This is a genomic window from Pseudomonas sp. YuFO20, assembly GCF_035064975.1.
Classification (GTDB): domain Bacteria; phylum Pseudomonadota; class Gammaproteobacteria; order Pseudomonadales; family Pseudomonadaceae; genus Aquipseudomonas; species Aquipseudomonas putida_AE.
In genome coordinates this window covers 52,126-76,949 of the sequence record NZ_JAXDEO010000021.1, presented here as the reverse complement: position 1 = coordinate 76,949, position 24,824 = coordinate 52,126, and the positions used below count along the sequence as shown (strand labels likewise).

Sequence of the window (24,824 nt, the reverse complement as noted above, 5' to 3'; positions counted from 1 at the left end):
GGCCAAAAAAAATCCCCGAACCAGTCGGGGATTTTTTATGTTCGATCAATCAGCCCGAGGGCGGATCAATCTTCGCGGTAGCGACGCAGCTTCAACTGCTTGCCGGCAACGCGAGTGTCCTTCAGCTTGGTCAGCAACTTCTCCAGACCATCTTCCGGCAGCTCGACGAGGCTGAAGCTGTCACGCACCTGGATGCGACCGATGGCTTCACGGGCCAGACCACCTTCGTTGAGGATGGCGCCCAGCAGGTTCTTGGCAGCGATACCATCACGCGCACCCAGCGCGGTACGGCAACGAGCACGGCCTTCGCCCAGCGGCATCGGAGCGCGACGCTCGCGGTCACCACGCTCTGGACGATCACCGGAACGCTCTGGACGATCGCCACGCGGTGCGTTGTTCGGCACCAGTGGACGTTCTTTCTCGATAGCGGCCAGGTTCAGCGCTTGACCGTTGGTAGCCTTGCGCAGCAGGGCTGCGGCCAAGGCACGCGGGCTGCAACCGATGTCGGCGGTCAGGCGATCGAGCAGATCACCGTGGGTCGATTCGGCTTCAGCCACCAGCGGCGACAGGCTGTTGGTCAGCTTCTTGATGCGCGCATCCAGAACGGCTTGAGCGTCCGGCAGGCGAACTTCAGCAACCTTCTGACCGGTTACACGCTCGATCACTTGCAGCATGCGGCGCTCACGTGGAGTCACCAGCAGCAGCGCACGACCTTCGCGACCAGCACGGCCGGTACGGCCGATACGGTGAACGTAGGATTCCGGATCGTACGGCATGTCAACGTTGAACACGTGAGTGATGCGCGGAACGTCCAGGCCACGAGCAGCAACGTCGGTCGCCACAACGATGTCCAGACGGCCATCCTTGAGGGAGTCGATCACGCGCTCACGCTGGTTCTGGGCAATGTCACCGTTCAGCGCAGCGGCTTTGTAGCCTTTGGCTTCCAGGGCACTGGCCAGGTCCAGGGTCGCTTGCTTGGTGCGCACGAACATGATCAGGGCGTCGAAGTCTTCCACTTCCAGCAAGCTGAGAACGGCAGAAGTCTTCTGGTCAGCGTGAACCAGCAGGTGAGCCTGCTCGATCGCGGTAACGGTCTGGGTCTTGCTCTGGATCTTCACGTGCTTCGGATCGCGCAGGTGGCGCTCAGCGATGGCACGGATCGATTGCGGCAAGGTGGCCGAGAACAATACGGTCTGACGGGTTTCCGGCATGGCCTTGAAGATAACTTCCAGGTCGTCCATGAAGCCCAGCTTGAGCATTTCGTCGGCTTCGTCGAGAACCAGGTGGTTCACGGTCGCCAGTACTTTTTCGTCGCGACGCAGGTGGTCGCACAGACGGCCCGGAGTGGCGACAACGATCTGTGCGCCATTACGGATTGCTTTCAATTGTGGGCCCATCGGCGCGCCGCCGTAGACAGCCACAACAGTTACGCCCGGCATTTGCTTGGCGTAGGTTTCGAAAGCGGTTGCAACTTGTAGCGCCAACTCACGAGTTGGGGCCAGGATCAGAGCTTGCGGCTCGCGCTTGGACGGATCAATGCGGTGCAGGATAGGCAGGGCAAAGGCAGCGGTTTTACCGGTACCGGTTTGCGCCTGGCCAATCATATCGTGACCGGCGAGAATGATCGGGATCGACTGCTGCTGAATGGCCGAAGGCTCTTCATAGCCGGTAGCGACTACTGCAGCGACAATATTAGGGTGAAGTTCAAGAGCGGCGAAGCCGCCGATTTCCTGGGTCATGGGTCTGCCTCTAAGTGCATCCGCAAAGACCCATGCTCCAAAGCTGCGCATGCCGTGTTGAGACTCAAGAGTCGCCCTGGCAGCTTTGTCGGCGGGGATTTGCGAAAACGAATGAATGAAAAAGAATCGTTCAGGAAGAGTTCGCTGGGCGAACGTGCAACCGAATATGACTTCGGGGAATTGCGCCACCTAAACGCGGCCCGGCTAAAGGCCGGCGCGCACTATACCGGAATTTGCCGAAAAAGGGAGCTTTTTTTATCGCAAAACTCCCATATACGGCGTTCTGTCACAGGCTTTGCGGATAATCGCACGAGCGTCTACTTTTCAAAGGCCCTGCCCTGCGGGCGATGACGCTAAAACGGTTCACCCACCCGCCACAAACCCCGGGTCTGCGCGCCCATCTCCCGCTCGAGGAAATGCCGCATGAAAGAGCTCAATACCAGCCGCGTGAGCCGTGAAAAGCGCGGTCATGTCCTGATGATCGGACTGGACCGGGTCGCCAAGCGCAACGCCTTCGATCTCGACCTGCTCAACGAGCTGAGCCTGGCCTACGGCGAGTTCGAAGCCGACAGCGAAGCACGGGTGGCCGTGGTCTTCGGTCATGGCGAACATTTTACCGCCGGCCTGGACCTGGTCAGTGCCAGCGCGGCGCTGACCGAAGGCTGGCAAGCCCCGCCCGGCGGCTGCGACCCGTGGGGAGTTTTCGCCGGGCCCAGGGTCAACAAACCGGTGATCGTCGCCGCCCAAGGCTACTGCCTGACCATCGGCATCGAGTTGATGCTGGCCGCCGATATCAACTTGTGTGCCAGCAACACCCGCTTCGCGCAGATGGAAGTGCAGCGCGGCATCTTCCCCTTCGGCGGGGCCACGTTGCGCCTGCATCAGGTGGCTGGCTGGGGCAACGCCATGCGCTGGATGCTCACGGGCGACGAGTTCGATGCCCATGATGCGCTGCACCTGGGGTTGGTGCAGGAAGTCATGGCCAGCGAGGATTTGCTGCCGCGGGCAATTGAACTGGCCGAGCGCATTGCCCGGCAGGCGCCGCTGGGAGTCCAGGCAACGTTGCTGTCTGCCCGGCAGGCCCGCTACGAGGGCGAGACCGCCGCGGCGCGAGGGCTGCCGACGCTGGTGAAGAAGTTGCTGACCAGCGAGGATGCGCAGGAAGGTGTGCGATCGCTGGTTGAGCGGCGCCCCGGCATTTTCAAAGGTTGCTGAAAATCCGTGTAGGAGCTGCCGCAGGCTGCGATCTTTTGATCTTTAAAATCAAAAGATCGCAGCCTGCGGCAGCTCCTACAGGTGATCTTCATGTCGCCGGGCGAATCGCCTTGATCAACGACTGCAACGAATACCCCAACCGCGGCGCCAGCGCTTCGGCCCGCGCGGTCAGGGCCTCCATGTCCAGCACCTGATCCAGTTCCGATGGCACGATCAGGATCACGTTGCCCTCCTTCACCGGCAGCTCCCAGTAATGTCGGTGATAAAGCCCGCGCAGCAACGCAGCGCCCAGTGGCTTGCCATCGTCGGTGGCCCATTGGTTGATCACCAGCCAGCCTCCCGGATTCAGGCGTTTCTGGCAGTTTTCCAGGAACGACCAGGCCAGGTGCCCGACACCCGGACCGACGTCGGTATACAGGTCGACGAAAATCAGGTCGGCAGGTTCAGCGGTGTCGAGCAGCTCCAGGGCATCGCCCACGCGGATATACAGGCGCGGATCATCGTCCAGCCCCAGGTATTCGATCGCCAGGCGCGGCACATCCGGGCGCAGCTCGATGGCTTCGACATCTTCCAGCGGCAGGAACTTGAGGCAGGCCTGGGTCAGCGTGCCGGCACCGAGCCCCAGGAACAGCGCGCTTTCCGGCTGTTCATGGCACAGCGCGCCAATCAGCATCGCCCGGGTATAGTCGTACTCGAGCCAGCTCGGATCAGCGGTGAACACGCAACTTTGCTCGATGGCATCACCGAATTCGAGAAAACGGTAATCGGCCACTTCCAGCACGCGGATCACGCCAAATTCGTCCTGCACCTCGGCGAGCAGATGCTCGACGCGCTCCTCAGTCATTTCGTCTCCTGATCGTCACCGGGCCTTCTTGGGCAAACAGCAACGCGATAAACCGCAGCGGAAGCGGCAAAGGCGCGATTGTCGGCGAAGCGACGGGAACAGGTCACGCACTAATTGCTGATAACATGGACGTCCGAGCGGAAAACACTAGAGATCATGATGAGCCAACCCTGGAGCCCTGACAGCTGGCGCGCCCTGCCGATCCAGCAACAACCCCAATACCCCGACGCGGTGCATCTGCAGCACGTCGAGCAGACCCTGGCCAGCTACCCGCCGCTGGTGTTTGCCGGGGAAGCCCGGGAATTGCGCCGTCAGTTTGCCGAAGTGACCCAGGGGCGCGCGTTCTTGCTGCAGGGCGGCGACTGCGCCGAAAGTTTCGCCGAGTTTTCCGCCGCGAAGATCCGCGACACCTTCAAGGTGCTGCTGCAAATGGCCATTGTCATGACGTTCGCGGCCGGTTGCCCGGTGGTCAAGGTCGGGCGCATGGCCGGACAGTTCGCCAAGCCTCGTTCGGCCAATGACGAGACCATCGACGGCGTGACACTGCCGGCCTACCGTGGCGATATCGTCAACGGCATCGGTTTCGATGAAAAGAGCCGCGTGCCGGACCCGGAACGTCTGCTGCAGTCCTACCACCAGTCCACCGCCACCCTGAACCTGCTGCGCGCTTTCGCCCAGGGCGGGTTTGCCGACCTGCACCAGGTACACAAGTGGAACCTCGATTTCATTGCCAACTCGGCCCTGGCGGAAAAGTACAGCCACCTGGCCGACCGCATCGATGAAACCCTGGCGTTCATGCGCGCCTGTGGCATGGACAGCTCGCCGCAACTGCGCGAAACCAGTTTCTTCACCGCCCACGAAGCGTTGCTGCTCAATTATGAGGAAGCCTTCGTTCGTCGCGACAGCCTGACCAACGACTATTACGACTGTTCGGCGCACATGCTGTGGATCGGCGACCGCACCCGCCAGCTCGACGGCGCGCATGTCGAATTCCTGCGCGGGGTGAACAATCCGATCGGGGTCAAGGTCGGCCCGAGCATGAACCCCGAAGACCTGATCCGCCTGATCGACGTGCTCAACCCCGACAACGATCCCGGTCGCCTGAACCTGATCGCACGGATGGGCGCGAACAAGGTCGGCGATCATTTGCCACAGCTGATCCGCGCCGTGCAGCGTGAAGGCCGACAGGTGCTGTGGAGTTCCGACCCGATGCACGGCAACACCATCAAGGCCAGCAGCGGCTACAAGACCCGCGACTTCGCGCAGATCCTTGGCGAAGTGAAGCAGTTCTTCCAGGTCCACGAAGCCGAAGGCAGTTACGCCGGCGGCATCCACATCGAGATGACCGGGCAGAACGTCACCGAGTGCATCGGTGGTGCGCGGCCGATCACCGAGGACGGTTTGTCGGATCGCTACCACACCCATTGCGACCCGCGGATGAATGCCGATCAGTCGCTGGAGCTGGCGTTTTTGATTGCTGAAACTTTGAAGCAAGTTCGGCGGTAGTTTTTGATCACCTGATGTACCGCTATCGCCAGCAGGCTGGCTCCCACATGGGTTTTGTGTACGACACAGGTCCAATGTGGGAGCCAGCCTGCTGGCGATTGGGCCAGATCATTCATCCCTCTATCTGTGCCAATGCCACCCGCAATCTGTACGCGCTCGCCCTAGGGCAACTCAACTGCACCCGCTCCAGCCCCAACCAATCCGCCATCCGTCGCAGATTCACGGCCAACGCCAACATTCCCTCATCATCCAGCCCCGCCTCCTCCTCATGCACGGCATGCACCGCCAATCGCCCGGCAGCCCGCTCGGCACGCAGATCGACCCGCGCGGCAATCCGCTCATTGTGAAGAAACGGCAGCACGTAATAGCCATAGACCCGCTTGTCCGGCGGCGTGTAGATCTCCAGCCGGTAGCGAAAATCGAACAGGCGCTCGGTACGGCTGCGCTCCCAGATCAGCGAATCAAAAGGTGACAGCAACGCGCTGGCCTCGACCTTGCGCGGCACCTTGGGCCCGGGCAGGCAATAGGCCGGTTGCTTCCAGCCCAGGACTTCGCAGATGAGCAACTCGCGCGCCTCGACCAACTCCGCCAGACGCGGACGACTGTCGGCAGGATTCAGACGGAAGTAGTCGCGCAAGTCCTTCTCGGTACCCACGCCCAAAGCTGTCGCGGCATGCAGCAGCAAACCGCGCTGGGCCTCGGCTTCATTGAGCAACGGCTGTGCCAGAACCTGCGAAGGAATGACCCGCTCCGGCAGGTCATAAAGCCGTTCGAAGCCACGCCTGCCCGCCACTGTCACCTCGCCGGCGGCGAACAACCATTCCAGCGCATGCTTTTCCGCGCTCCAGTCCCACCAGGGCCCTGCCCGTTCCTGGCGGGTCGACAGGCTGCCGGCACCCAACGCACCGCGCTCTTCAACGCAGGCCAGCACCCGGCGCACGGTGTCCTGCTGTTCGCGACCGAAACGCGCCAGTTGTTGATAAATGTCTTCGCCACGGCTGGCCCGCCCCATGCGCCAGCGCATCAGCGGGTACAGCGACAAGGGCAGCAGGGACGCTTCATGCCCCCAGTACTCGAACAAGGTACGGTGTCGCCCCTGGCTCCAGGCCGCCCGGTCGAGCAAGTCGGCTGAATAATGCCCAAGCCGGGAAAACAGTGGCAGGTAGTGCGAGCGCACCAGTGCATTGACCGAGTCGATCTGCAAAATGCCCAGGCGCTCGATCAAGCGGTTGATCGCGGCAGGCTTGACCGACGCTGGCGACTGGCGCCCGGCAAAACCCTGGGCGGACAGCGCCAGGCGTCTGGCTTGTTTCAAGGAAAAAGACAGGGAAGCAGGCATCTGAAGGCTCATCGGCAAGGCTCTCCCCACCTTAGCGGCAGGCGGGGAAAACGCCAATGGCCACGTCTCATCGCTTGAGTGGATCATCCCAGAACGGGCGAGTCGCCTCCCGGCGGACATCGGCTCGACTCAAGCCAATATCGCGCAGGCAGTCATCGCTCAATTGCGCCAGCTCGCTGCGATCCCTGCTCAGTTGGCGCCAGCGCTGCAGTCGTGTGATCGCTGCCCAGACTGGCTCTCGAAGTCTGTGGAGTGCAGTTCGCACGCCATGCCTCGCGCGTATTCCTTCAATGCTTCGTCGTTCCATGACACCACTCCTCGATGTTGGGGAGAGGATCTTCGGCCAGTGTAAAAACAGGCTCCAGCAAAGCTCTATGACCATCTGTTTCGGGCTCGCGACAACCCCGTCAGCCCGGGCCTTTGCCGGGATGACGGGGTAGTGTCGGGACATTTCATGGGGTGTCGAGCCTACTTTCCATTGCCCATCGGGTCTTGCCAGAAGTGCAGTTCTGCTTCGTGAGCGACGTCGGCACGACTCAAGCCGATGTCCTTCAACGCTTCATCACTCATGCTCGCCAGCATTTCGCGCTCACGGTGCAGCTCGTACCAGCGGCCGACCTTGTGCAACAGATCGGAAATCAGGTGAACCGAATGTTTTTCAGCGCCATGGATTTCATGTTGACCTTTCATCTTGTTGCCCTCCGTTTGGATGGCTCAAGTCTCTGCCCGGGACTAAGATCAATCCAACGAATGTTTCTGATGGTAACCATCTCGGAGATTGATGCATGTCGGCCTACCCGAGTATCGATACCGAAGTGCTGCGCACCTTTGTCGCCATCGCCGACCAGGGTGGTTTCACCCGCGCCGGTGAATTGGTCCATCGCACCCAGTCAGCTGTCAGCATGCAGATGAAGCGGCTGGAAGAAGATGTGCTGCAGCGCCAGTTGTTCCAGCGCGACGGACGCCAGGTGCGGCTCACAGCCGAAGGCCAGGTGTTGCTGGGTTATGCGCGGCGAATCCTCAAGCTGCACAGCGAGGTGTTCAACACCCTGCGTGAGCCACACATGGTCGGCACGGTGCGCATCGGCACCCCGGACGACTACGTGATGCGTTTTCTGCCAGGGATATTGCGCCAGTTTGCCCAGTCCTACCCGCTGGTGCAGATCGAAGTGCATTGTGAATCATCAAAACAACTGCTGATGCGCCAGGACCTGGACTTGTCCATCGTCACTCGCGAGCCGGGCAGCGAAATCGGCCAGTTGTTGCGCAAGGAACGTTTTGTCTGGGCTGAGGCGCAGTGCTACAGCGCCCACGAGCAGACGCCCTTGCCCCTGGCGATGTTCAACAGTGATTGCTTCTGCCGGATGTGGGCCTGCAACGCCCTCGATGCCCAAGGGCGCGATTATCGCGTGGCGTATAACAGCGACAGCCTGTCGGCGATCATGGCGGTGGTCAGCGCCGGCCTGGCGGTCACCGCGCAACTGGAAAGCCTGATCACCGCGGACATGCGCATCCTCGGTGAAGCCGAGGATCTGCCGGTGCTGCCCGAGGCCAGCATCATGCTGGTGCGCAACCTGCATAATCCGTCACCGATCACCGAGTGCCTGGCCGAGCACATCGTCGAAGGTTTCAAGCTTTAAAAACAAGCATGACCGCACATAACAGCAGAAAGCCGCAAAACAAGGCGCGCAGCAGGCGCTCCGGCAGGCTGTGGGCGATCTTCACGCCCCAACTGATGCTCATCAACCCACCGATCGCCAGTGGCACACCAATCATCCAGTTCACCTGGTGATGCACCCCATAGGTAACCAGGGTGACGCCGGTGCTCGGTAGCGCCAGTGCCAGGGACAGGCCCTGGGCAACCACCTGGGTGGTGCCGAACACACTGGTCAACACCGGTGTCGCCACCACGGCCCCGCCCACGCCAAACAACCCGCCCATGGTGCCGGATGCCGCACCGAGTACGCCCAGCCAGGGCCATGAATGGTTCATCTGCGCCGAAGGCGGCGTGCTGGCCATGAACATCCGCGCGAGGTTGTAGGCGCAAAGTGCGACCAGGAATGCGACAAATCCGATACGCATGGTTTGCGCATCGACCCCTACTGCCCAGATCGATCCGAGCCAGGCGAAGCAGAACCCCATCGAAGCCAGCGGCAGCGCGTAGCGCAACTCGATCTTGTTGCGTTGATGGTAGCGCCACAGTGCCAGCATCACGTTCGGCACCACCATCACCAGCGCCGTCCCTTGGGCAATCTGCTGATCGAGACCGCACAACACGCCCAGCAACGGAATCGCGATCAATCCCCCGCCAATGCCAAACAGGCCGCCGAGGGTTCCCAGGGCCGCGCCGAATACCAGATACAACACAAATTCAATCACAGCGCATTTCTCCACACGTCAGGCGATTCATCCTACGCAACTGGTTCTAGCGGGGAAACGCACAGCAACGCACAATGGCTATGCCAAACTTGCACAAGCATCGAGCCAAACATGAATCCCAATCAACTGACCGAACAACTGGGCCTGTTTCTGGATGTGCTGGAAACCGGCAGCTTTTCCGCAGCGTCCCGCCGTCATCCCCTGACGCCCTCGGCAGTGGCGCGGCGCATCGACAGCCTGGAAAGCGCCGTCGGCAGCCAGTTGTTCATTCGCAGTACCCACGCGGTGCGCGCGACGCCGGCGGGGCTGGCGTTTGCCGAACGGGCACGGCGGATAGTCGCCGAACTGCGCCTGGCCCGGGCCGAAGCGGTGTCCCTGAGCAGTGCTCCGGAAGGCCTGATTCGTATCGACGCACCGGCTGCGTTCGGGCGGCGACATCTGGCACCGGTGATTGCCGATTTCCTGCTGCTTTATCCCGGCCTCGACGTGCAATTGCAGCTGATCGACAGTTTTGTCGACATGCAGGGCTTGAACCTGGGCAAGGTCGACCTGGTGTTGCGCGCCGGGCAATTGGCCGATACGCGGTTGGTGGCCACGCCGCTGGCGAGCATGGTGCGTGTCGCCTGCGCCAGCCCCGACTACTTGCAGCGCCGCGGCGTGCCGAAAGATCCGGCGCAGCTGGTCGAACATGACGGCCTCGACTGGGCCGGCCTGGCCCCGCCCTTCGCCTGGCGCTTCGAACGGGATGGCCAGATGCAACTGCATCGGCCGTCGCGCGTGCGCATGAGCGCCAACAATGCCGAAGCGCTGATCTACAGCGCACTGGCCGGCCTGGGCATCGCCCACCTGCCGACCTGGCTCGTCAGCGAATACCTGTTGCGTGGCGAACTGCTGCCGTTATTCTGCGAAAACGGCCTGCCGAAACCGGAAAGCTCCGGGATCTACGCCTTGCGACTGCAGCAGCAGCCTAACTCTCGCAGCCGCCTGTTGCTGGAATACCTGAAAACCCGCTTCAGCCCCATTCCGCCCTGGGACCTGGCGTTGCAAACCAACCTGGGCCGGCATTAGTCGAAAATTGCTGGCGCGTTAAAGATTTGACCGCTAGTTTTATCAGGATCACTGATCAAGGCTTCCAAATGACCACCAAGCGCGACACCCCGGATAACTGCGACGACTTGCTGCTGGACAATCAGGCCTGCTTCGCCCTGCATTCCACTTCGCTGATGCTGACCAAGGTCTACAAACCCTTGCTGCAGGCGTTGGGCCTGACTTATCCGCAATACCTGGCGATGATGGTGCTGTGGGAACAGGACGGCTTGACCGTAGGTGAAATCAGCGCGCGCCTATTGACCGATCCCGGCTCGCTGACCCCGCTGCTCAAGCGCCTGGAAGCCGAAGGCGTGCTCAGCCGCACCCGCAGCCGTGAGGACGAGCGCGTGGTGATCGTCGAACTCACCGAACAGGGCCGCGCCTTGCGCGACAAGGCCCGGGGCATTCCCCAGTGCATCCTCGGCGCCAGTGGGATGACCCTGGAGCGACTGCAAAAGCTTCAAGCGGAACTGCAGGAACTGCGTCGTCACCTGCAAGAAAACCTCTGACTTTCAAACCACCGAACGTCCCACAGTTTGTTCTGCGCTTGTGTTGAAAATTCAGCTGATCTGCATTTTTTCAAAATTTATCTTGCGCACTAAACATTAGCGCGATACATTTATTTCGCACTTACTTAGCGCGCAAACATTTAGCGCAATCAACCAAACCCGAACGAGGCTTTCACCATGCAAACTCTCTACACCGCAATCGCAACCTCCACCGGTGGCCGTGACGGTCGTGCGATCTCCAGCGACAACATTCTCGACGTCAAACTCGCCACCCCGAAAGAACTCGGCGGTGCTGGCGGCGCGGCGACCAACCCGGAGCAACTGTTCGCCGCCGGCTACTCCGCCTGCTTCATCGGCGCACTGAAATTCGTCGCCAGCCAGACCAAACGCAAGATCCCCGACGACGCCTCGATCACCGCCCACGTCGGCATCGGCCAGATCCCTGGCGGTTTCGGCCTGGACATCGACCTGCACATCAGCCTGCCAGGGCTTGAACAAGCCGACGCACAAACCCTGGTCGATGCGGCCCACCAGGTCTGCCCGTACTCCAACGCCACCCGCGGCAACGTCGAAGTACGTCTGCACGTCACCGTCTAACCGCTGATCACCCAGGCCCGAACAGGAAACGAACATGAACGCTTTCAGCAAAGTCTTGACCGGTACCCTTCTCGCCCTGTCCGTGCACAGTGCATTCGCCGGCGACGTTGAACGCAACACCCAGGCATTCCTCGATGTGCTGAATGCAGGTACCGGCAAGCCGCTTGAACAACTCAGCCCGAAAGACGCCCGCGCCGTGCTGACGGGTGCACAGGCCGGGGTGAAACTGACGCTGCCAAAAGCCGATGTCAGCCAGAAGACCATTCAAGTCGACGGCCAACCGCTGAACCTGACCATCGTCAGGCCGGCCGGGGTCAAGGGTGAGCTGCCCGTGTTCATGTTCTTCCACGGCGGTGGCTGGGTGCTGGGGGATTTCCCGACCCACGAGCGGCTGGTGCGTGATCTGGTGACGGGTTCGGGGGCCGCGGCCGTGTTCGTGAACTACACGCCATCTCCGGAAGCCCATTACCCGGTGGCGATCAACCAGGCTTACGCCGCGACGAAATGGGTGTCCGAGCACGGCAAGGAGATCAACGTCGATGGCAAGCGCCTGGCAGTAGCCGGCAACAGTGTCGGCGGCAACATGGCGGCGGTGGTTGCGCTGATGGCCAAGGACAAGGGCACTCCGGCAATCAAGTTCCAGGTGTTGCTGTGGCCGGTCACGGATGCCAACTTCGAAACCGCTTCCTACAACCAGTATGCCGAAGGGCACTTCCTCACCAAAAATGCGATGAAGTGGTTCTGGGATAACTACACCACCGACGCCAACCAGCGTAACGAAATCTACGCCTCACCTCTGCGCGCAACCACTGCCCAGTTGAAAGGGTTGCCGCCAGCATTGGTGCAGACCGCCGGTGCCGACGTGTTGCGCGACGAAGGTGAAGCCTACGCCCGCAAACTCGACGAGGCTGGCGTGGCGGTGACATCGGTTCGCTACAACGGCATGATCCACGACTACGGTTTGCTCAACGTGGTGAGCCAGGTGCCGGCGGTGCGATCGGCGATGTTGCAGGCCTCTGAAGAGCTCAAGCAACATCTGAAATAACACGCTTTACTGTAGGAGCCCGGCTTGCCGGCGAAAGCGATCTCGAATACGCCTTCGCCGGCAAGCCGGCTCCTACAAACAGGCACAAAAAAGCCCGACTCAATGGTCGGGCTTTTTCATTCCTCAAGCAGTGCTTATTTGGCACGGCCTTTGTAGGAACCGCCTTCGCGGGTATCGATCTCGATCATGTCGCCGATTTCGATGAAGTCAGCAACCGACAGCTCGGTACCGTTCTTCAGTTTGGCAGGCTTCATCACCTTGCCGGAAGTGTCGCCGCGAGCGGAACCTTCGGTGTAGTCAACCTGACGCACGATGGTGGTCGGCAGCTCTACGGAAACCAGACGATCTTCGAAGAACACGGCTTCGCAAACATCGGTCATGCCTTCTTCAACGAAAGGCAGAACGGCTTCGATGTCTTCAGCGTTCAGTTCGTACATGGTGTAGTCGGTGGTGTCCATGAACGTGTAGCTGTCGCCGCTGATGAAGGACAGGGTCGCTTCTTTGCGGTCAAGGATCACGTCGTCCAGCTTGTCGTCGGCGCTGTAGACGGTCTCGGTCTTGTAACCGGTCAGCAGGTTTTTCAGCTTGGTCTTCATGATCGCGCTGTTACGGCCCGACTTGGTGAATTCAGCTTTCTGAACCAGCCAAGGATCGTTGTCGATACGGATCACGGTACCGGGTTTGAGTTCTTTACCAGTTTTCATTGCGAATATCCGAATTTGGATGGGATTTACAAAAATCTAGGCCGCGTATCATATCCAATTTACATAAAACTGTACCAGCGCCGCGGCAAGATCGGTCTGCAAGGCCTGTTCCAGACACCAGGTCTCGGCGTGTTTTTGCAGCTGTGGCCAGTGTTTGCGGGTCGATTGCCAGTGGTCGGTCATTGTCTCACCGGCATTCCAGGCCCGCCAGAGACCGCTGATCGCCTCGCCGGCCGCAGGCGGCAGGTCCTTGACGTATAGCGCGAGGAAGGCTTCGAGCTTGTCCAGATGGACATCTTCCTCCTGCTGATAGATGTGCCACAGCATTGGCCGCCCTGCCCATTGCGCGCGGACAAAGGAATCTTCGCCGCGTACGGCGTTGAAATCACAGCACCAGAGCAACGGGTCGTACTGGTCCTGTCGGACGAACGGCAGTACCTGCACGGTCAAGGCATCGCGCACATGCAGCGACCCGACCTGCAGGTCCTGCACATTCAGCCAACGCTCGACATCCCCCAGGATGCGCCCTTGCGGCACCAGCAGATGAGTGGGCGTCGAATCGCTGGCCAATGTGTCCAGCCAACTGGCCAAGCCTGCATTTTCATAGGCAAACAGCGAAATCAGTAGCGCACCCGGTGAGCGGTCGACCCCCAGGTCTTGCAGGAAGGCCCGCTGAGCCTCGGCACTCTGCTGAAACTGTCGACGCCGTTCGAGCAATCCGCTTTCACGCAGCAGGCCACCCGTATCTTTGTGGAACCCCGGGAAGAAAAAGTGCTTCTGTACGTGTTTGTATTTGACCGACGGCAAGCCGTGGCAGCCGATCACCCAGTCCTCGGCGCTCAAGTAGTCGAGGTTCATCCACAGCGGTGTTTTTTCCCGCTGGGCCATGGCGTCCATGTAGGCGCCGGGCAACTGGCAAGCAAACGCGGCGATCACCACATCGGCCGCCTCGACCGGTTGCCAGTCCGCCGACCATTGGCACACTTCGACACCTTCCTGCCATTGTTGGCCTGCGTGAATGTCGATTTCCGGGCACAAGCGCTCGAAGGCACGCAGGTCGTCCACCCACAAACGCACCGCCAGCCCATGTTCGGCCACCAGTTGCCGCGACAGCCGCCAGGTCACGCCGATGTCGCCATAGTTGTCGACCACGGTGCAAAAAATATCCCAGCGGGTTTTCATATCAGGCATTCCAGGCTCCCGTTGGCAAAGGCAGCGATTGTCCGCATAAATCAGCCCGCGCAGAAGAGCCGACGACGATTAATCTTCGTGCGACAATCCTCACTCGCCCGCGACCCTTCGCCAGGAGGCAACCATGCCCTACCGCCCTACTCCGCGCCGATCCTTTTCGATTCAACTCAATGCCCTGCAACTGACCGGCAGTATCGCCCTTGGCATGTGGCTAGGCTTTATCGCCATTGTGTTGACCGTCTGGCTGGTGTCCCGGCTGTTTTTCAGCGAACAACTGGCACCGGTCGCAGCCGCGGTGGAGCAACTGGCCAAACCGCCGGTGGTGACTCGACCGGTGCCGGATATCCCGGCACAGAGCCCATTGTTCGAGCAGTATGAAGAAAACCTGCGCAGGAACGAGCAGGCGCAACGACTCGACCAGGCACGCGCCAGCAACCGCAACCTGGCGAACCCCAAATGCCAGTTCTGGTTGCAACAGGACCAGACGGCACCCAGCGAAAAAAGCCGCGCCAACGTCCTGCAATTCTGCGATTGATCATGAATAAGCATACCGTGCACCAACTGATTCTCGACAAGCTGCGAGTCGATCTCGACATTGCCGAGCGCGCCGCGCAAACCGCCTACGAAACCGCGACCCACGAAGAAAACATCGCCGAAAACAAGTACGACACACTGGGCCTGGAAGCGTCTTACCTGGCCGCCGGGCAGGCCAGGCGGGTCGAAGAGATTCGCCTGTCACTGGCGCTTTGCCAGAACCTGACACTGCGTCCCTATGACGATCAACGGGGTATCGAGATCGGTGCCCTGCTCGGCCTGGAAGACGATAAGGGCCGCGAGCAGTGGCTGTTCCTGGCACCGGATGCGGCGGGGCTGAAGGTTGACCTGGTGGGGCAACTGATTACCGTCATCACCCCGCGCTCGCCGCTGGGCAAAAGCCTGCTGGGCAAGTTCGAAGGCGACGAGGTGGAGATTCTGGTGGCGGGCGCTCGGCAACAGTTCGCTGTCACCGAGGTGGTTTGACCGGCTGTCCTGCCGGCGCAGCAGGACGGGCTATCAGTGAACAGGCAGTTCGACGCCGTCGAACAGCTCTTCCAGCTCCTGCTTGTTGTGGCACTGGATGGCCTTGGCCATGACTTCGCGGGTCAGGTGCGGAGCGAACTTCTCGATGAAGTCGCACATGAAGCCCCGCAGGAAGGTGCCGCGACGGAAACCGATCTTGGTCACGCTGGACTCGAACAGTTCGCTGGCATCGAGTACCACCAGGTCGCTGTCGAGTTTGGTATCGACGGCCATTTTCGCCACGATGCCCACACCCAGGCCCAGGCGCACGTAGGTCTTGATCACGTCGGCGTCAGCGGCGGTGAACACCACCTTGGGCGTCAGGCCGCGGTGGCTGAAGGCTTCGTCGAGCTTGGAACGGCCGGTGAAACCGAACACGTAGGTGACGATCGGGTATTCGGCCAGGGCCTCGAGGGTCAATTTCGACAGCTTGGTCAGCGGGTGTCCCTGGGGCACGACCACACAGCGGTTCCAGCGATAGCAAGGCATCATCACCAGGTCGCCGAACAGCTCGAGGGCTTCGGTGGCAATGGCGAAATCCACGGTGCCATCAGCGGCCATCTCGGCGATCTGCATGGGCGAGCCCTGATGCATGTGCAGGGCAACATCCGGGTACTGCTTGATGAAATTGCTGATCACCGGCGGCAAGGCGTAGCGCGCCTGGGTGTGGGTGGTGGCGATCGACAGGGTGCCTTTCTTCTCGTTGGAGAATTCCTGGGCGATCTGCTTGATGCTTTCGACCTTGCGCAGGATTTCGCCAGCGGTGGTGATGATGCGCTCACCGGCCGGAGTGACGCGGGTCAGGTGCTTGCCGCTGCGGGCGAACACTTCGACACCCAGTTCGTCTTCCAGCAAGCGGATCTGTTTACTGATGCCCGGCTGAGAGGTGTAGAGACTTTGGGCTGTAGCGGAAACGTTGAGGTCGTGGTGCGCCACTTCCCAGATGTAGCGCAGTTGTTGGAGCTTCATATGAATCCCTCAAAGCAGGTAGACGCCACGGGCATCAGCGACGGTATATAACTATATTAATGGTTTGAAGAATAAATCTAGAACTTTTTATCAAAAGGCCATTATTCGTGTTCTAGCGATCCCCTTGGCGACGACGTTGCACCAGCGGCACCAGGTAGACCGGCACCGTGGACAGTTGCAACACCCGGGCGGCGGTCCGGCCCAAGGGCGTTTCCGCCCCCGCACCATGGCTGTGACTACCGACGATCAGCAAATCCACCGAGAGTTTGTGCGCCTGGTCGAGGATCACCTGCGACGGATCACCCTGCAGCACCCGCACCGCCTTGATCCGCTCAAGGTCCTGCTCGCCCTCGTCGCCCAGCTCTTCGCGAAAATTGTCGAGCACCCGCTGCTCGATGCTGGCGATCACGGTGTTAAGACCCTGGCTATGGAATTCGTTCAACGCCTGCTCGTCGAGATAACTCTGCAGCACCGATTCGGCGAACAAGCCCATGGGTTCGACGGCGTGCACCACATACAGGTCGGCATTGAATGTTCGCGCCAATTCCAGGGCATGCTGCATCACCACAGGTGCATACAGCCCGAGGTCAGTGGCATACAGCATCGAACGAATCATATGACCTCCTCGCGTGCCAACATGGCGGAGATTGATTCAGCTTAGCAGTGCCTTGGCGAGTACGACGTCCGGCGTAACACGTTGAACGGCGGGCTTAAACCTTTTGCTCGTTGCTTATGCCATGTGGCACATGGCCGGTGGCGACCACTTCGCGGGCCAACTCGCAATGGCCGGCCTGATCGTCGAAAAACACGTCCGCGGCAAAGGCTTCAAGGAAGGCCGACTTGGTCAGTCCACCGAGGAACAGCGATTCATCCAGGCGAATATCCCACTCGCGCAACGTGCGGATCACCCGCTCATGAGCCGGCGCCGAGCGCGCCGTGACCAGTGCCGTGCGAATCGGACAGGCGTCATCCGGGAATTCGCGCTGCAACAGATTAAGGGCGGCGAGGAAGCCCTTGAACGGCCCGCCGCGCAAGGGCTCGCGAGCCGCTTCGCGCTCGCTGGCCTGGAACGCTTCCAGGCCACCGGCTTGATAGACGCGTTCGGACTCGTCGGAAAACAGCACGGCATCACCGTCAAAAGCAATGCGCAGTTCATCGCTGGCCGCACGGCTGGCGCCACCGGACAGAATGGTCGCCGCAGCGAACCCGGCGTCCAGCGCACTGCGCACGTCTTCGGCGTGGGTTGAGAGAAACAGGTCGCAGCCAAAGGCCTTGAGGTAGGGATATGGACTGCGCCCGCCGACAAACGCCGCACGGGAAATCGCCAGGCCATAGTGGTGGATCGAGTTGAACACACGCAGGCCGGTGTCGGCGCTGTTGCGCGACACCAGGATCACCTCGACCCGGGCGCGGCCCAGGTGGGCATTGAGGGCGAGGAGTTTCTGCACCAGCGGGAAGGCGTCACCGGGCTCGAGGATTTCGTCTTCGTGCTCGATCTGATATTGCCGGTAGGCCTCGACGCCACTCGACAGATAGACCTTGTGGCTTTCACTCAGGTCGAACAACGCTCGCGACGAAATCGCCAGCACCAGCTTGTCGTCTATGGTCTTTGGCATCCCCTTCCCCCTCTGATAGATCGACTCAGGTATTACGTCGATCGATGAAACTCAAGCTGCGATACATCGCCTCGATGCGCGGCATGTCACAGCCGACGGCCTTCGCCGCTGCCAGTGGCCGGGCATATATGGCCTCCAGTTCCAGCGGCCGCTTGTGCAGAAAGTCGTGGTACATGCTGGGCCAGTAGTCGGGCATTCGCTGCGTCACCTGCAAAAGCTGCTCGGCATAACTGGCTGGCACTTCGTGACCGCAGGCGTTTGCGCCCTGGATCACTTCGGCCATCAGCGACCGGATCAACTCATGGCTGTCGGCATCGGCCATCAGCGGCGTAGTGCTCGCCCCGAGCAGCACGGACAGGCCGTTGTACGGGATATTCCAGACCAGTTTCTGCCAGCGCGCCTGGTGCAGGTTCGCCATGGCCTGGGCGTCAATGCCGGCCGCACGGAACAGCCCAACCCCCTCCTCGACAATGGCCGCACGTTCAGGCTGACCCGGCGCCGGCCCGCTGTGATAGCCGACATGCACCGCCCCCAGCGCCTGATGGGTAATGACCCCCGGCCCCTGGCGATGCACGCAGATATAGCAGAGCCCGCCCAGCACATGCAGAGCGTCGGGCAGCAGTTCACGCAGGTCGTCTTCGACATCCAGGCCATTTTGCAACAGCAGCACCCTGGCATTCGGCGCGGCGGCCTGCACGATGGCCGGCGCGAGGTCGCGGTTACTGGTGGTTTTTGCGCCAACCAGCAACCAGTCGCAGGGTGGCATGTCTTCGGCCGCCGAATAGGCCTGCACCGGATTCAGCGTCAGCGCGCCATGTACCGCGCTGTGCAGCTGCAACCCGCGCTCGGCCACCGCGGCAAACTCACTGCGCAACAGAAAATGCACATCGAACCCGGCCTGCGCCAGCATCACCCCGTAGAACCCGCCGATGGCACCGGTCCCGATTATGCCGATTCTCGGCTTGGCAACTGCTCCCGTCATGGCAACTCCTCTGCTGTTCTACTGAGCGCCTGCCCCAAGGCCGTGTTCAGCTCGGTGCGGGTCAAGCGCGACTTTAGTGCCCCGAAGAATTCGCCGTCGCGTACGACAAACAGCGCCGGCAAGTGAAAGACCTGATAACGCTCGACCACCCCGCCATTGTTGCCAGCGTCGATCCAGCACAATCGATCGACATCCAGATCGAGCGCAGGCAGCTGCTCGCGGGCAAAACGGCAACTGGCGCAGCCGACACTGGTGAAAATCACCAGCGATACGCCGTTCATTGCCAGCAGCCGTTGGTCGGCGTCGAAATCGGTCAGTTCCAATTCGACCACTATACTGGGGGAAACAATGTCAGATGGCCGACACATGGAGTCCGTGCTCATGGGACGTTTTCTTCCTCATCCTGACGATATACCTGTCGAGTTGACGTTGCTCAAACCTGAGTGCATCTCCCGCCAACAGCTGCACACTATCAGCCTCGGGGGCATGGCTTGCAATTATCACCGCGCCTGGCGCCACGGTACGGCGCTGCAGGTACGCATGCCAAGCCTGAACCCGGACCTGTGTTTCCTGGGCTACGTAGCCTGGTGCCTGCGACGCAAGCGCGGCTACCTGGTCGGCATCGCCTTCGTCGACGAACAGACGCTTTTCAGTGCCCGCATGGGCGAGCAGGTGTGCCAGATCGAGCGCTACTGCCGTCAGCATGATGCCCACAACGATCTGCAGGATATCCAGGCCCTGGCCCTGGAGTGGGTCCAGCAACATGCCGACGAGTTCTCCCACGACACGGTTCGCAAGGCTTTTGCACAGGCTGTGCTGGATTAAACCGGGCCAGCCCATTGTCGAGCCACGGTGTAACGCGCTAAGGTTCCGTTCCCCGACGCGCTTAATTTGCTGTGCTCCGCCGCGCGGGTTCGCTGGCGGCCGGCACCCGTGACCTGACGAGTAAACGATGGCTGATTTACCGATCAACGACCTAAACGTCGCTTCCAACGAGACGCTGATCACTCCCGACCAGCTCAAGCGTGATATCCCCCTGAGCGATGCCGCCCTGCGCACCGTCACCAAGGGCCGCGAAGTCATTCGCAATATTCTGGATGGCACCGACCATCGCCTGTTCGTGGTCATCGGGCCCTGCTCGATCCACGACATCAAGGCGGCCCACGAGTACGCCGAGCGCCTGAAGGTTCTTGCGGCGGAAGTGTCCGATACCCTGTATCTGGTCATGCGCGTGTATTTCGAGAAGCCACGCACCACCGTTGGCTGGAAAGGCTTGATCAACGACCCGTACCTCGACGACTCGTTCAAGATCCAGGATGGCCTGCATATCGGTCGCCAACTGTTGCTGGACCTGGCCGAAATGGGCCTGCCGACCGCCACCGAGGCGCTCGACCCGATCTCCCCGCAATACCTGCAGGACCTGATCAGCTGGTCGGCCATCGGCGCGCGCACCACCGAATCCCAGACTCACCGGGAAATGGCCTCCGGCCTGTCCTCGGCCGTCGGCTTCAAGAACGGCACCGATGGCGGCCTGACCGTAGCGATCAACGCCCTGCAATCGGTTTCCAGCCCGCACCGCTTCCTGGGCATCAACCAGGAAGGTGGCGTGTCGATCGTCACCACCAAGGGCAATGCCTACGGTCACGTCGTATTGCGCGGCGGCAACGGCAAGCCGAACTACGATTCGGTCAGCGTCGCCCTCTGCGAGCAGGCACTGAACAAGGCGAAGATCAAGCCCAACATCATGGTCGATTGCAGCCACGCCAACTCCAACAAGGACCCGGCCCTGCAACCGCTGGTGATGGAAAACGTCGCCAACCAGATCCTCGAAGGCAACCAGTCGATCATCGGCCTGATGGTCGAAAGCCACCTGAACTGGGGCTGCCAGGCCATTCCGAAAGACCTCGCCGACCTGCAATACGGCGTGTCGATCACCGATGCCTGCATCGACTGGACGGCCACCGAGAACACCTTGCGCAGCATGCATGCCAAGCTCAAGGAAGTGCTGCCAAAACGCGAACGCACCTGACCGACGCTTGCCGCAGACAAAAAAACGCCGGGCTGAGCCCGGCGTTTTTTTATGCATCCGATTCGTTGCAGGTCACTGGCTCAGCTTGGCAGCATGACGCTGGTGACGCTCCATGTAGCGCTCGACGTAGGAGCACGAGGGAATGACGGTATAGCCCATTTCCTCGGCGTACTGCAGCGCCTGTTCGGTCAGGGCCGCGGCGATGCCGCGACCGCGCAATGCGTTGGGCACAAACGTGCGATAGATATCCAGGGTCTGTTTCCCCAGATCCATATAGGTCAGGTAGGCACGATGACCGTCCACATTGGTCTCGAATTGATGACCAGCCTGGTCATGGTGGATGGACAACGCCTCGCTCATCACTACTCCTCGCGGGTCTGGATTTCTGACCCCTACCTTACCGATGTTTTTCCGGCGAAGGAACAACTACGCCACCCCGTGCCTGAATCGACACCGAGAAAAGCTACACCGATCTCGCGCAACCGAGCACGTACAAATAGTAGGCGCCATTGGCAGAAATGCTCAAGGTTCGCTCGTCATCATGCTGGTTGGCGGGTGCTGCTGTGGATAACGCAGGAACAGCTCGACCGAGGGTCTTGCAGCGGTCGGTAGCCTGAACATTGCCGGATGTTGAGACATAAGACGAGCGCCCCTCGTTAAAGTCACCTGTAACATGGAGAAAGATATGAGAGACGCCACGCAAATTCCGAACAAAAGTGTAGACGAATGCATCTAGATGGACTTTAGCCAAGACCGCAAAAAGAGCTTTGGGCATGGGGAACTTTTCCTTGGCGGCTCGCTCATCTCGGGCCTTCTAGCTGGATATTTTTTATACAACGCAGTTAAAAGTTGCTCGAAAAAGAATCAACGCCTACAATTTTTTTTGCTTCTTGCTTCACGTCAGTTTACTTACGACAAGTAATGGGTAGTATGTACGCCGGCTATTTCCTCACTCGGAGGAGACAGCCACTTACTAGAAAGTCCTTGAAGGGGAACACGATGAACAACGTTCTGAAATTCTCTGCTCTGGCTCTGGCCGCAGTTCTGGCTACCGGTTGCAGCAGCGCATCGAAAGAAACCGAAGCACGTCTGACCGCTACTGAAGACGCAGCAGCTCGCTCCCAGGCTCGTGCAGACGAAGCTTACCGTAAAGCTGATGAAGCTCTGGCTGCTGCTCAAAAAGCACAACAGACTGCTGACGAAGCTAACGAGCGTGCTCTGCGCATGCTGGAAAAAGCTAGCCGCAAGTAATAGTCCTTCGGGATTATTATCAAGCCGACCCATTTTTTGGGTCGGCTTTTTTATTGCCTGCTGTTTCCTGCAGCCAATAAAAAACCCGCCGACGCGGCCTGCGTCGGCGGGTTTGTTTCAGGCATTACTGCAGCGGATCGATCGGTGCACTCGTCACCATCGGCGCGGTCGTGTTCGGCACGCCGATTTCCACCGGCAGGCCATCTTCGGCCGCGACAACATCACGTACCACATCCCAGTTCATGCGCAGGTTGTTGGTGATGTCTTCACGCTTGAGCATCGCGTTGATCACGGCAGTGTGCTTGTCGACCACCGACGGGTTGCCCTTGTCGTCCAGCGGTGTGTGCGCTTCCAGGTAAACCTTGCCGCCACTCACGCCGAACTTGTAGGAATCGTTGATGATCCGCACGGACGTCCCGACCGGCACCATGCCCGCCATCTCCAGCACGTTGTTGTTGAACATGCGGAAGCAGCCGTGGCTGGTGCGCATGCCGATGCCGAACTTCTTGTTCGAACCGTGGATCAGGTAGCCTGGAGTCCCCAGGGTGAACTTGAACGGCCCCAGGGGGTTGTCCGGGCCGGCCGGCACCACATTTGGCAGCGGATCACCATCAGCGGCGTGCTCGGCCTTGATCGACGCCGGAGGCGTCCAGGTCGGGTTCGGCGTCTTGGCGATGATGCTGGTGTGGGCAATCGGCGAGCCCCAGCCTTCACGGCCGATACCCAGCGGGAAGGTGTAGACCACGTTCTTGCCTTTCGGGAAGTAGTAGAGGCGGTACTCGGCCAGGTTGATGACAATGCCTTCACGCGGGCCCGGCGGCAGGATGAAGCGGGTCGGCAGCACGATTTCAGTGCCGGCGCCAGGCAGCCATGGATCGACGCCAGGGTTGGCCGCGACCATTTCCGAATAACCCAGGTCGTAGGTCGTGCCCAGGTCGGCGAAGGTGTCTTCGTACTTGGCCTGGATAACTTGCACCTGACCGACGATGTCTTCACCAGGCGGTGGCAGGGGTAGCTCCAATGCTGCGACGGGACCCGCTACACAGAGGGCGGCAAGTGTCAGGCAGCGGGTGACGGCGGGAAAGCGCGGCAACATCCGGAAAATCCTTTGCATGATCGACAGAGGGTATAAGAACGCGATTGTACACCGCCGGCCGTTATTTCGGGGAGGTCGCGGGTAGTGCAGGCGATGCAAGGCATTTCCTGGCGGCCTGTTGTTTGTTGATGGAGTACATATCCATTACTGCGGTAACGGCCGTCTATGGCTTGCCTCTTACCTGTAGGAGCTGGCTTGTCGGGTCGCCGCATCGCAGCGATGGTCGTCAACGATGACGTGCGCTGTCTGAATGAATGCGGTGTCCAGACGTTTTTCGCGAGCAAGCTCGCTCCTACAGTTTGATCGGAGTACATCTACAGGAGATGGGTCGGCTATGAGGCCGCCATCGCCAGCAAGCCGGCTCCTACAGTTTGAGCGGAGTACATCTGTGGGAGATGGGTCGGCCATGAGGCCGCCTTCGCTGGCAAGCCAGCTCCTACAGTTTGATCGGAGTACATCTACAGGAGATGGGTCGGCTATGAGGCCGCCATCGCCAGCAAGCCGGCTCCTACAGTTGAGCGGAGTACATCTACAGGAGATGGGTCGGCTATGAGGCCGCCATCGCCAGCAAGCCGGCTCCTACAGTTTGATCGGAGTACATCTGTGGGAGATTGGTCGGCCATGAGGCCGCCTTCGCTGGCAAGCCAGCTCCTACCGGGTTTTCACCCGCCAACGAAGCCGCCGTCACCGCAGAAAGGATCAAAGCTCGAACCGCAACTCCGGCCAGATTGGCGACGTGCCGCGCTTCTGCGATTCAAGAATGGCCCGGCACAACGAGCACAGGCGCTGGTCCTGGAACACCCGGCGGTCGACGTTCGACCAGCGCGGCTGGGCCGGCAGCAGACTGCCGCACAGGGTCCGGTCCGCCGAGCCGCCCAGCTCCAGTTGTCGGGTCACCAGGTGTACCCGCACTTCCTGGCAGGCGAACAGATCCAGCTGTTCGTCAGGCTCGATCAGTTGATAGGCATAAAGTGACCAGGCAGAACGCGGCATCGGGGGCTCCAAATCGGGGGCGCCACCTTAGCCGAAAGCCTGCTCCTAGAAAAGTGTCATAACAGCGGTTTTAGCGTAGGCCAGACATTTTCCAGCAACTTGTCCTGGGCCCCGGCTGCCGGGTGTATGCCATCGGCCTGCATCAGGTCCGGATGACCGCCCACGCCGTCGAGGAAAAACGGTACCAGCGGGATTTTTTTCTCATCGGCCAGGTTGCTGTAAACCTCAGTGAAGGCCTTGGTGTAGCGAGCGCCGTAATTGGGCGGCAATTGCATGCCGAGCAGCAGCACCTTCGCGCCCGCCTGCTGGGACTGCTGAATCATCGACGCAAGATTTTGTTGCAATTGCGATGGCAGCAGTCCGCGCAGGCCGTCATTGCCCCCCAACTCCAGGATCACCAGATCCGGCTTATGCTCTGCAAGCAGCGCCGGCAGGCGTGCCTGGCCTCCGGCGCTGGTGTCGCCGCTGATGGACGCATTGACCACCTTATCGTCGAAACCTTCGCGCCTGAGCCGCTGCTCGAGCAACGACACCCACCCCAAGCGGGTATCCAGCCCGAAACCGGCGCTGATACTATCGCCAACGATCAGGACTGTACCCGCCGCTGCGTTCTGGGCCATGCACATCAAGGCCAGGCCAGCACTCAAAAACCACACACGCATCGGATTCTCC

The 24,824-nt window shown here is 60.5% G+C and carries 30 protein-coding genes; 12 read left to right on the top strand and 18 right to left on the bottom strand.

Features of this window, described 5'->3' with window-relative positions; genetic code table 11:
* Positions 1–65: 65 nt before the first annotated feature.
* Complete coding sequence (locus SOP85_RS13895; protein ID WP_007973525.1) at positions 66–1,739, bottom strand: DEAD/DEAH box helicase; 1,674 nt, start codon at positions 1,737–1,739, stop codon at positions 66–68.
* A gap of 423 nt (positions 1,740–2,162) precedes the next feature.
* On the opposite strand from SOP85_RS13895, the gene SOP85_RS13890 reads away from it, so the two are divergent.
* Entirely contained in the window at positions 2,163–2,954 is a 792-nt protein-coding gene (locus SOP85_RS13890; protein ID WP_323609171.1) for a crotonase/enoyl-CoA hydratase family protein, read from the top strand.
* Between the two features lie 88 nt (positions 2,955–3,042).
* Here the strand turns inward: SOP85_RS13890 and SOP85_RS13885 are convergent, their stop codons facing one another.
* On the bottom strand, positions 3,043–3,798 hold the full coding sequence (locus SOP85_RS13885; protein ID WP_323627256.1) for a spermidine synthase: 756 nt from the start codon (positions 3,796–3,798) through the stop codon (positions 3,043–3,045).
* 159 nt (positions 3,799–3,957) lie between these two features.
* Between SOP85_RS13885 and SOP85_RS13880 the strand changes: the two genes are divergently transcribed.
* Entirely contained in the window at positions 3,958–5,304 is a 1,347-nt protein-coding gene (locus SOP85_RS13880) for a class II 3-deoxy-7-phosphoheptulonate synthase (protein WP_323627255.1), read from the top strand.
* 112 nt (positions 5,305–5,416) lie between these two features.
* Here SOP85_RS13880 and SOP85_RS13875 read toward each other — a convergent pair whose 3' ends face one another.
* From SOP85_RS13875 to SOP85_RS13865, 3 genes are all read right to left on the bottom strand, one after another.
* Positions 5,417–6,643 (bottom strand): winged helix-turn-helix domain-containing protein, encoded by a 1,227-nt coding sequence (locus tag SOP85_RS13875; protein WP_323627254.1) that lies wholly within the window; start codon positions 6,641–6,643, stop codon positions 5,417–5,419.
* A 67-nt stretch (positions 6,644–6,710) separates the two neighbouring features.
* On the bottom strand, positions 6,711–6,950 hold the full coding sequence (locus tag SOP85_RS13870) for a DUF1127 domain-containing protein (protein WP_408597690.1): 240 nt from the start codon (positions 6,948–6,950) through the stop codon (positions 6,711–6,713).
* A gap of 161 nt (positions 6,951–7,111) precedes the next feature.
* Positions 7,112–7,333 carry a DUF1127 domain-containing protein gene (locus tag SOP85_RS13865; RefSeq protein ID WP_274075379.1) on the bottom strand — a complete coding sequence of 74 codons (222 nt, stop codon included), beginning with the start codon at positions 7,331–7,333 and terminating at the stop codon, positions 7,112–7,114.
* 95 nt (positions 7,334–7,428) lie between these two features.
* Between SOP85_RS13865 and SOP85_RS13860 the strand changes: the two genes are divergently transcribed.
* A complete protein-coding gene (locus SOP85_RS13860) occupies positions 7,429–8,283 on the top strand; it encodes a LysR substrate-binding domain-containing protein (protein WP_274075380.1) in 855 nt (284 codons plus the stop codon).
* Here SOP85_RS13860 and SOP85_RS13855 read toward each other — a convergent pair.
* Entirely contained in the window at positions 8,273–9,007 is a 735-nt protein-coding gene (locus SOP85_RS13855; protein ID WP_274075520.1) for a sulfite exporter TauE/SafE family protein, read from the bottom strand. The two genes, SOP85_RS13860 and SOP85_RS13855, sit on opposite strands and share 11 nt — an antisense overlap.
* 126 nt (positions 9,008–9,133) lie before the next feature.
* Between SOP85_RS13855 and SOP85_RS13850 the strand changes: the two genes are divergently transcribed.
* From SOP85_RS13850 to SOP85_RS13835, 4 genes are all read left to right on the top strand, one after another.
* Entirely contained in the window at positions 9,134–10,090 is a 957-nt protein-coding gene (locus SOP85_RS13850) for a LysR family transcriptional regulator (RefSeq protein WP_274075381.1), read from the top strand.
* Between the two features lie 68 nt (positions 10,091–10,158).
* Entirely contained in the window at positions 10,159–10,620 is a 462-nt protein-coding gene (locus SOP85_RS13845; RefSeq protein WP_274075382.1) for a MarR family winged helix-turn-helix transcriptional regulator, read from the top strand.
* A 177-nt stretch (positions 10,621–10,797) separates the two neighbouring features.
* A complete protein-coding gene (locus SOP85_RS13840) occupies positions 10,798–11,217 on the top strand; it encodes an organic hydroperoxide resistance protein (RefSeq protein WP_150772566.1) in 420 nt (139 codons plus the stop codon).
* A gap of 34 nt (positions 11,218–11,251) precedes the next feature.
* On the top strand, positions 11,252–12,262 hold the full coding sequence (locus tag SOP85_RS13835; protein WP_323627253.1) for an alpha/beta hydrolase: 1,011 nt from the start codon (positions 11,252–11,254) through the stop codon (positions 12,260–12,262).
* 134 nt (positions 12,263–12,396) lie between these two features.
* Here SOP85_RS13835 and SOP85_RS13830 read toward each other — a convergent pair whose 3' ends face one another.
* Both SOP85_RS13830 and earP read right to left on the bottom strand, forming a co-directional pair.
* The gene (locus tag SOP85_RS13830) at positions 12,397–12,966 is read right to left on the bottom strand and encodes an elongation factor P (protein WP_017125860.1); all 570 of its coding nucleotides are present in this window, start codon (positions 12,964–12,966) and stop codon (positions 12,397–12,399) included.
* A gap of 48 nt (positions 12,967–13,014) precedes the next feature.
* Positions 13,015–14,157, bottom strand: a complete 1,143-nt coding sequence (gene earP, locus SOP85_RS13825; RefSeq protein WP_274075384.1) for an elongation factor P maturation arginine rhamnosyltransferase EarP — start codon at positions 14,155–14,157, stop codon at positions 13,015–13,017.
* Between the two features lie 124 nt (positions 14,158–14,281).
* On the opposite strand from earP, the gene SOP85_RS13820 reads away from it, so the two are divergent.
* Positions 14,282–14,692 (top strand): hypothetical protein, encoded by a 411-nt coding sequence (locus tag SOP85_RS13820; RefSeq protein WP_274075385.1) that lies wholly within the window; start codon positions 14,282–14,284, stop codon positions 14,690–14,692.
* Between the two features lie 2 nt (positions 14,693–14,694).
* Positions 14,695–15,177, top strand: a complete 483-nt coding sequence (locus SOP85_RS13815; RefSeq protein WP_323627252.1) for a GreA/GreB family elongation factor — start codon at positions 14,695–14,697, stop codon at positions 15,175–15,177.
* A gap of 33 nt (positions 15,178–15,210) precedes the next feature.
* Here the strand turns inward: SOP85_RS13815 and cysB are convergent, their stop codons facing one another.
* From cysB to SOP85_RS13790, 5 genes are all read right to left on the bottom strand, one after another.
* Positions 15,211–16,185, bottom strand: a complete 975-nt coding sequence (cysB, locus tag SOP85_RS13810; RefSeq protein ID WP_008049066.1) for an HTH-type transcriptional regulator CysB — start codon at positions 16,183–16,185, stop codon at positions 15,211–15,213.
* A 112-nt stretch (positions 16,186–16,297) separates the two neighbouring features.
* A complete protein-coding gene (locus SOP85_RS13805; RefSeq protein WP_274075387.1) occupies positions 16,298–16,801 on the bottom strand; it encodes a universal stress protein in 504 nt (167 codons plus the stop codon).
* Between the two features lie 94 nt (positions 16,802–16,895).
* Complete coding sequence (locus SOP85_RS13800) at positions 16,896–17,801, bottom strand: 5'-nucleotidase (protein ID WP_274075388.1); 906 nt, start codon at positions 17,799–17,801, stop codon at positions 16,896–16,898.
* A 25-nt stretch (positions 17,802–17,826) separates the two neighbouring features.
* Positions 17,827–18,783, bottom strand: coding sequence for a putative 2-dehydropantoate 2-reductase (locus tag SOP85_RS13795; protein ID WP_323627250.1), 957 nt, complete (start codon positions 18,781–18,783; stop codon positions 17,827–17,829).
* Entirely contained in the window at positions 18,780–19,166 is a 387-nt protein-coding gene (locus SOP85_RS13790) for a thioredoxin family protein (protein ID WP_323606808.1), read from the bottom strand. Before SOP85_RS13790 ends, SOP85_RS13795 begins: the two co-directional genes overlap by 4 nt.
* Between SOP85_RS13790 and SOP85_RS13785 the strand changes: the two genes are divergently transcribed.
* Positions 19,165–19,608 carry a PilZ domain-containing protein gene (locus SOP85_RS13785; protein WP_274075391.1) on the top strand — a complete coding sequence of 148 codons (444 nt, stop codon included), beginning with the start codon at positions 19,165–19,167 and terminating at the stop codon, positions 19,606–19,608. The genes SOP85_RS13790 and SOP85_RS13785 overlap by 2 nt on opposite strands.
* A gap of 127 nt (positions 19,609–19,735) precedes the next feature.
* Positions 19,736–20,812, top strand: coding sequence for a 3-deoxy-7-phosphoheptulonate synthase (locus SOP85_RS13780; protein WP_274075392.1), 1,077 nt, complete (start codon positions 19,736–19,738; stop codon positions 20,810–20,812).
* Positions 20,813–20,884: 72 nt separating this feature from the next.
* Here SOP85_RS13780 and SOP85_RS13775 read toward each other — a convergent pair whose 3' ends face one another.
* Positions 20,885–21,172: a GNAT family N-acetyltransferase gene (locus tag SOP85_RS13775; RefSeq protein ID WP_020800382.1), complete on the bottom strand. Its 288-nt coding sequence runs from the start codon at positions 21,170–21,172 to the stop codon at positions 20,885–20,887.
* Positions 21,173–21,275: 103 nt separating this feature from the next.
* The gene (locus SOP85_RS13770) at positions 21,276–21,587 is read right to left on the bottom strand and encodes a hypothetical protein (protein WP_274075393.1); all 312 of its coding nucleotides are present in this window, start codon (positions 21,585–21,587) and stop codon (positions 21,276–21,278) included.
* A 224-nt stretch (positions 21,588–21,811) separates the two neighbouring features.
* Here SOP85_RS13770 and oprI point away from each other — a divergent pair, with 224 nt between their 5' ends.
* On the top strand, positions 21,812–22,063 hold the full coding sequence (gene oprI / locus SOP85_RS13765) for an outer membrane lipoprotei OprI (RefSeq protein ID WP_003183784.1): 252 nt from the start codon (positions 21,812–21,814) through the stop codon (positions 22,061–22,063).
* A 124-nt stretch (positions 22,064–22,187) separates the two neighbouring features.
* On the opposite strand, the gene SOP85_RS13760 is transcribed toward oprI, so the two are convergent.
* From SOP85_RS13760 to SOP85_RS13750, 3 genes are all read right to left on the bottom strand, one after another.
* On the bottom strand, positions 22,188–23,159 hold the full coding sequence (locus SOP85_RS13760) for a L,D-transpeptidase family protein (RefSeq protein WP_274075394.1): 972 nt from the start codon (positions 23,157–23,159) through the stop codon (positions 22,188–22,190).
* Positions 23,160–23,858: 699 nt separating this feature from the next.
* Positions 23,859–24,152 (bottom strand): hypothetical protein, encoded by a 294-nt coding sequence (locus SOP85_RS13755; protein WP_008055299.1) that lies wholly within the window; start codon positions 24,150–24,152, stop codon positions 23,859–23,861.
* A 56-nt stretch (positions 24,153–24,208) separates the two neighbouring features.
* Complete coding sequence (locus tag SOP85_RS13750) at positions 24,209–24,814, bottom strand: arylesterase (protein WP_274075395.1); 606 nt, start codon at positions 24,812–24,814, stop codon at positions 24,209–24,211.
* Between the last annotated feature and the right edge of the window lie 10 nt (positions 24,815–24,824).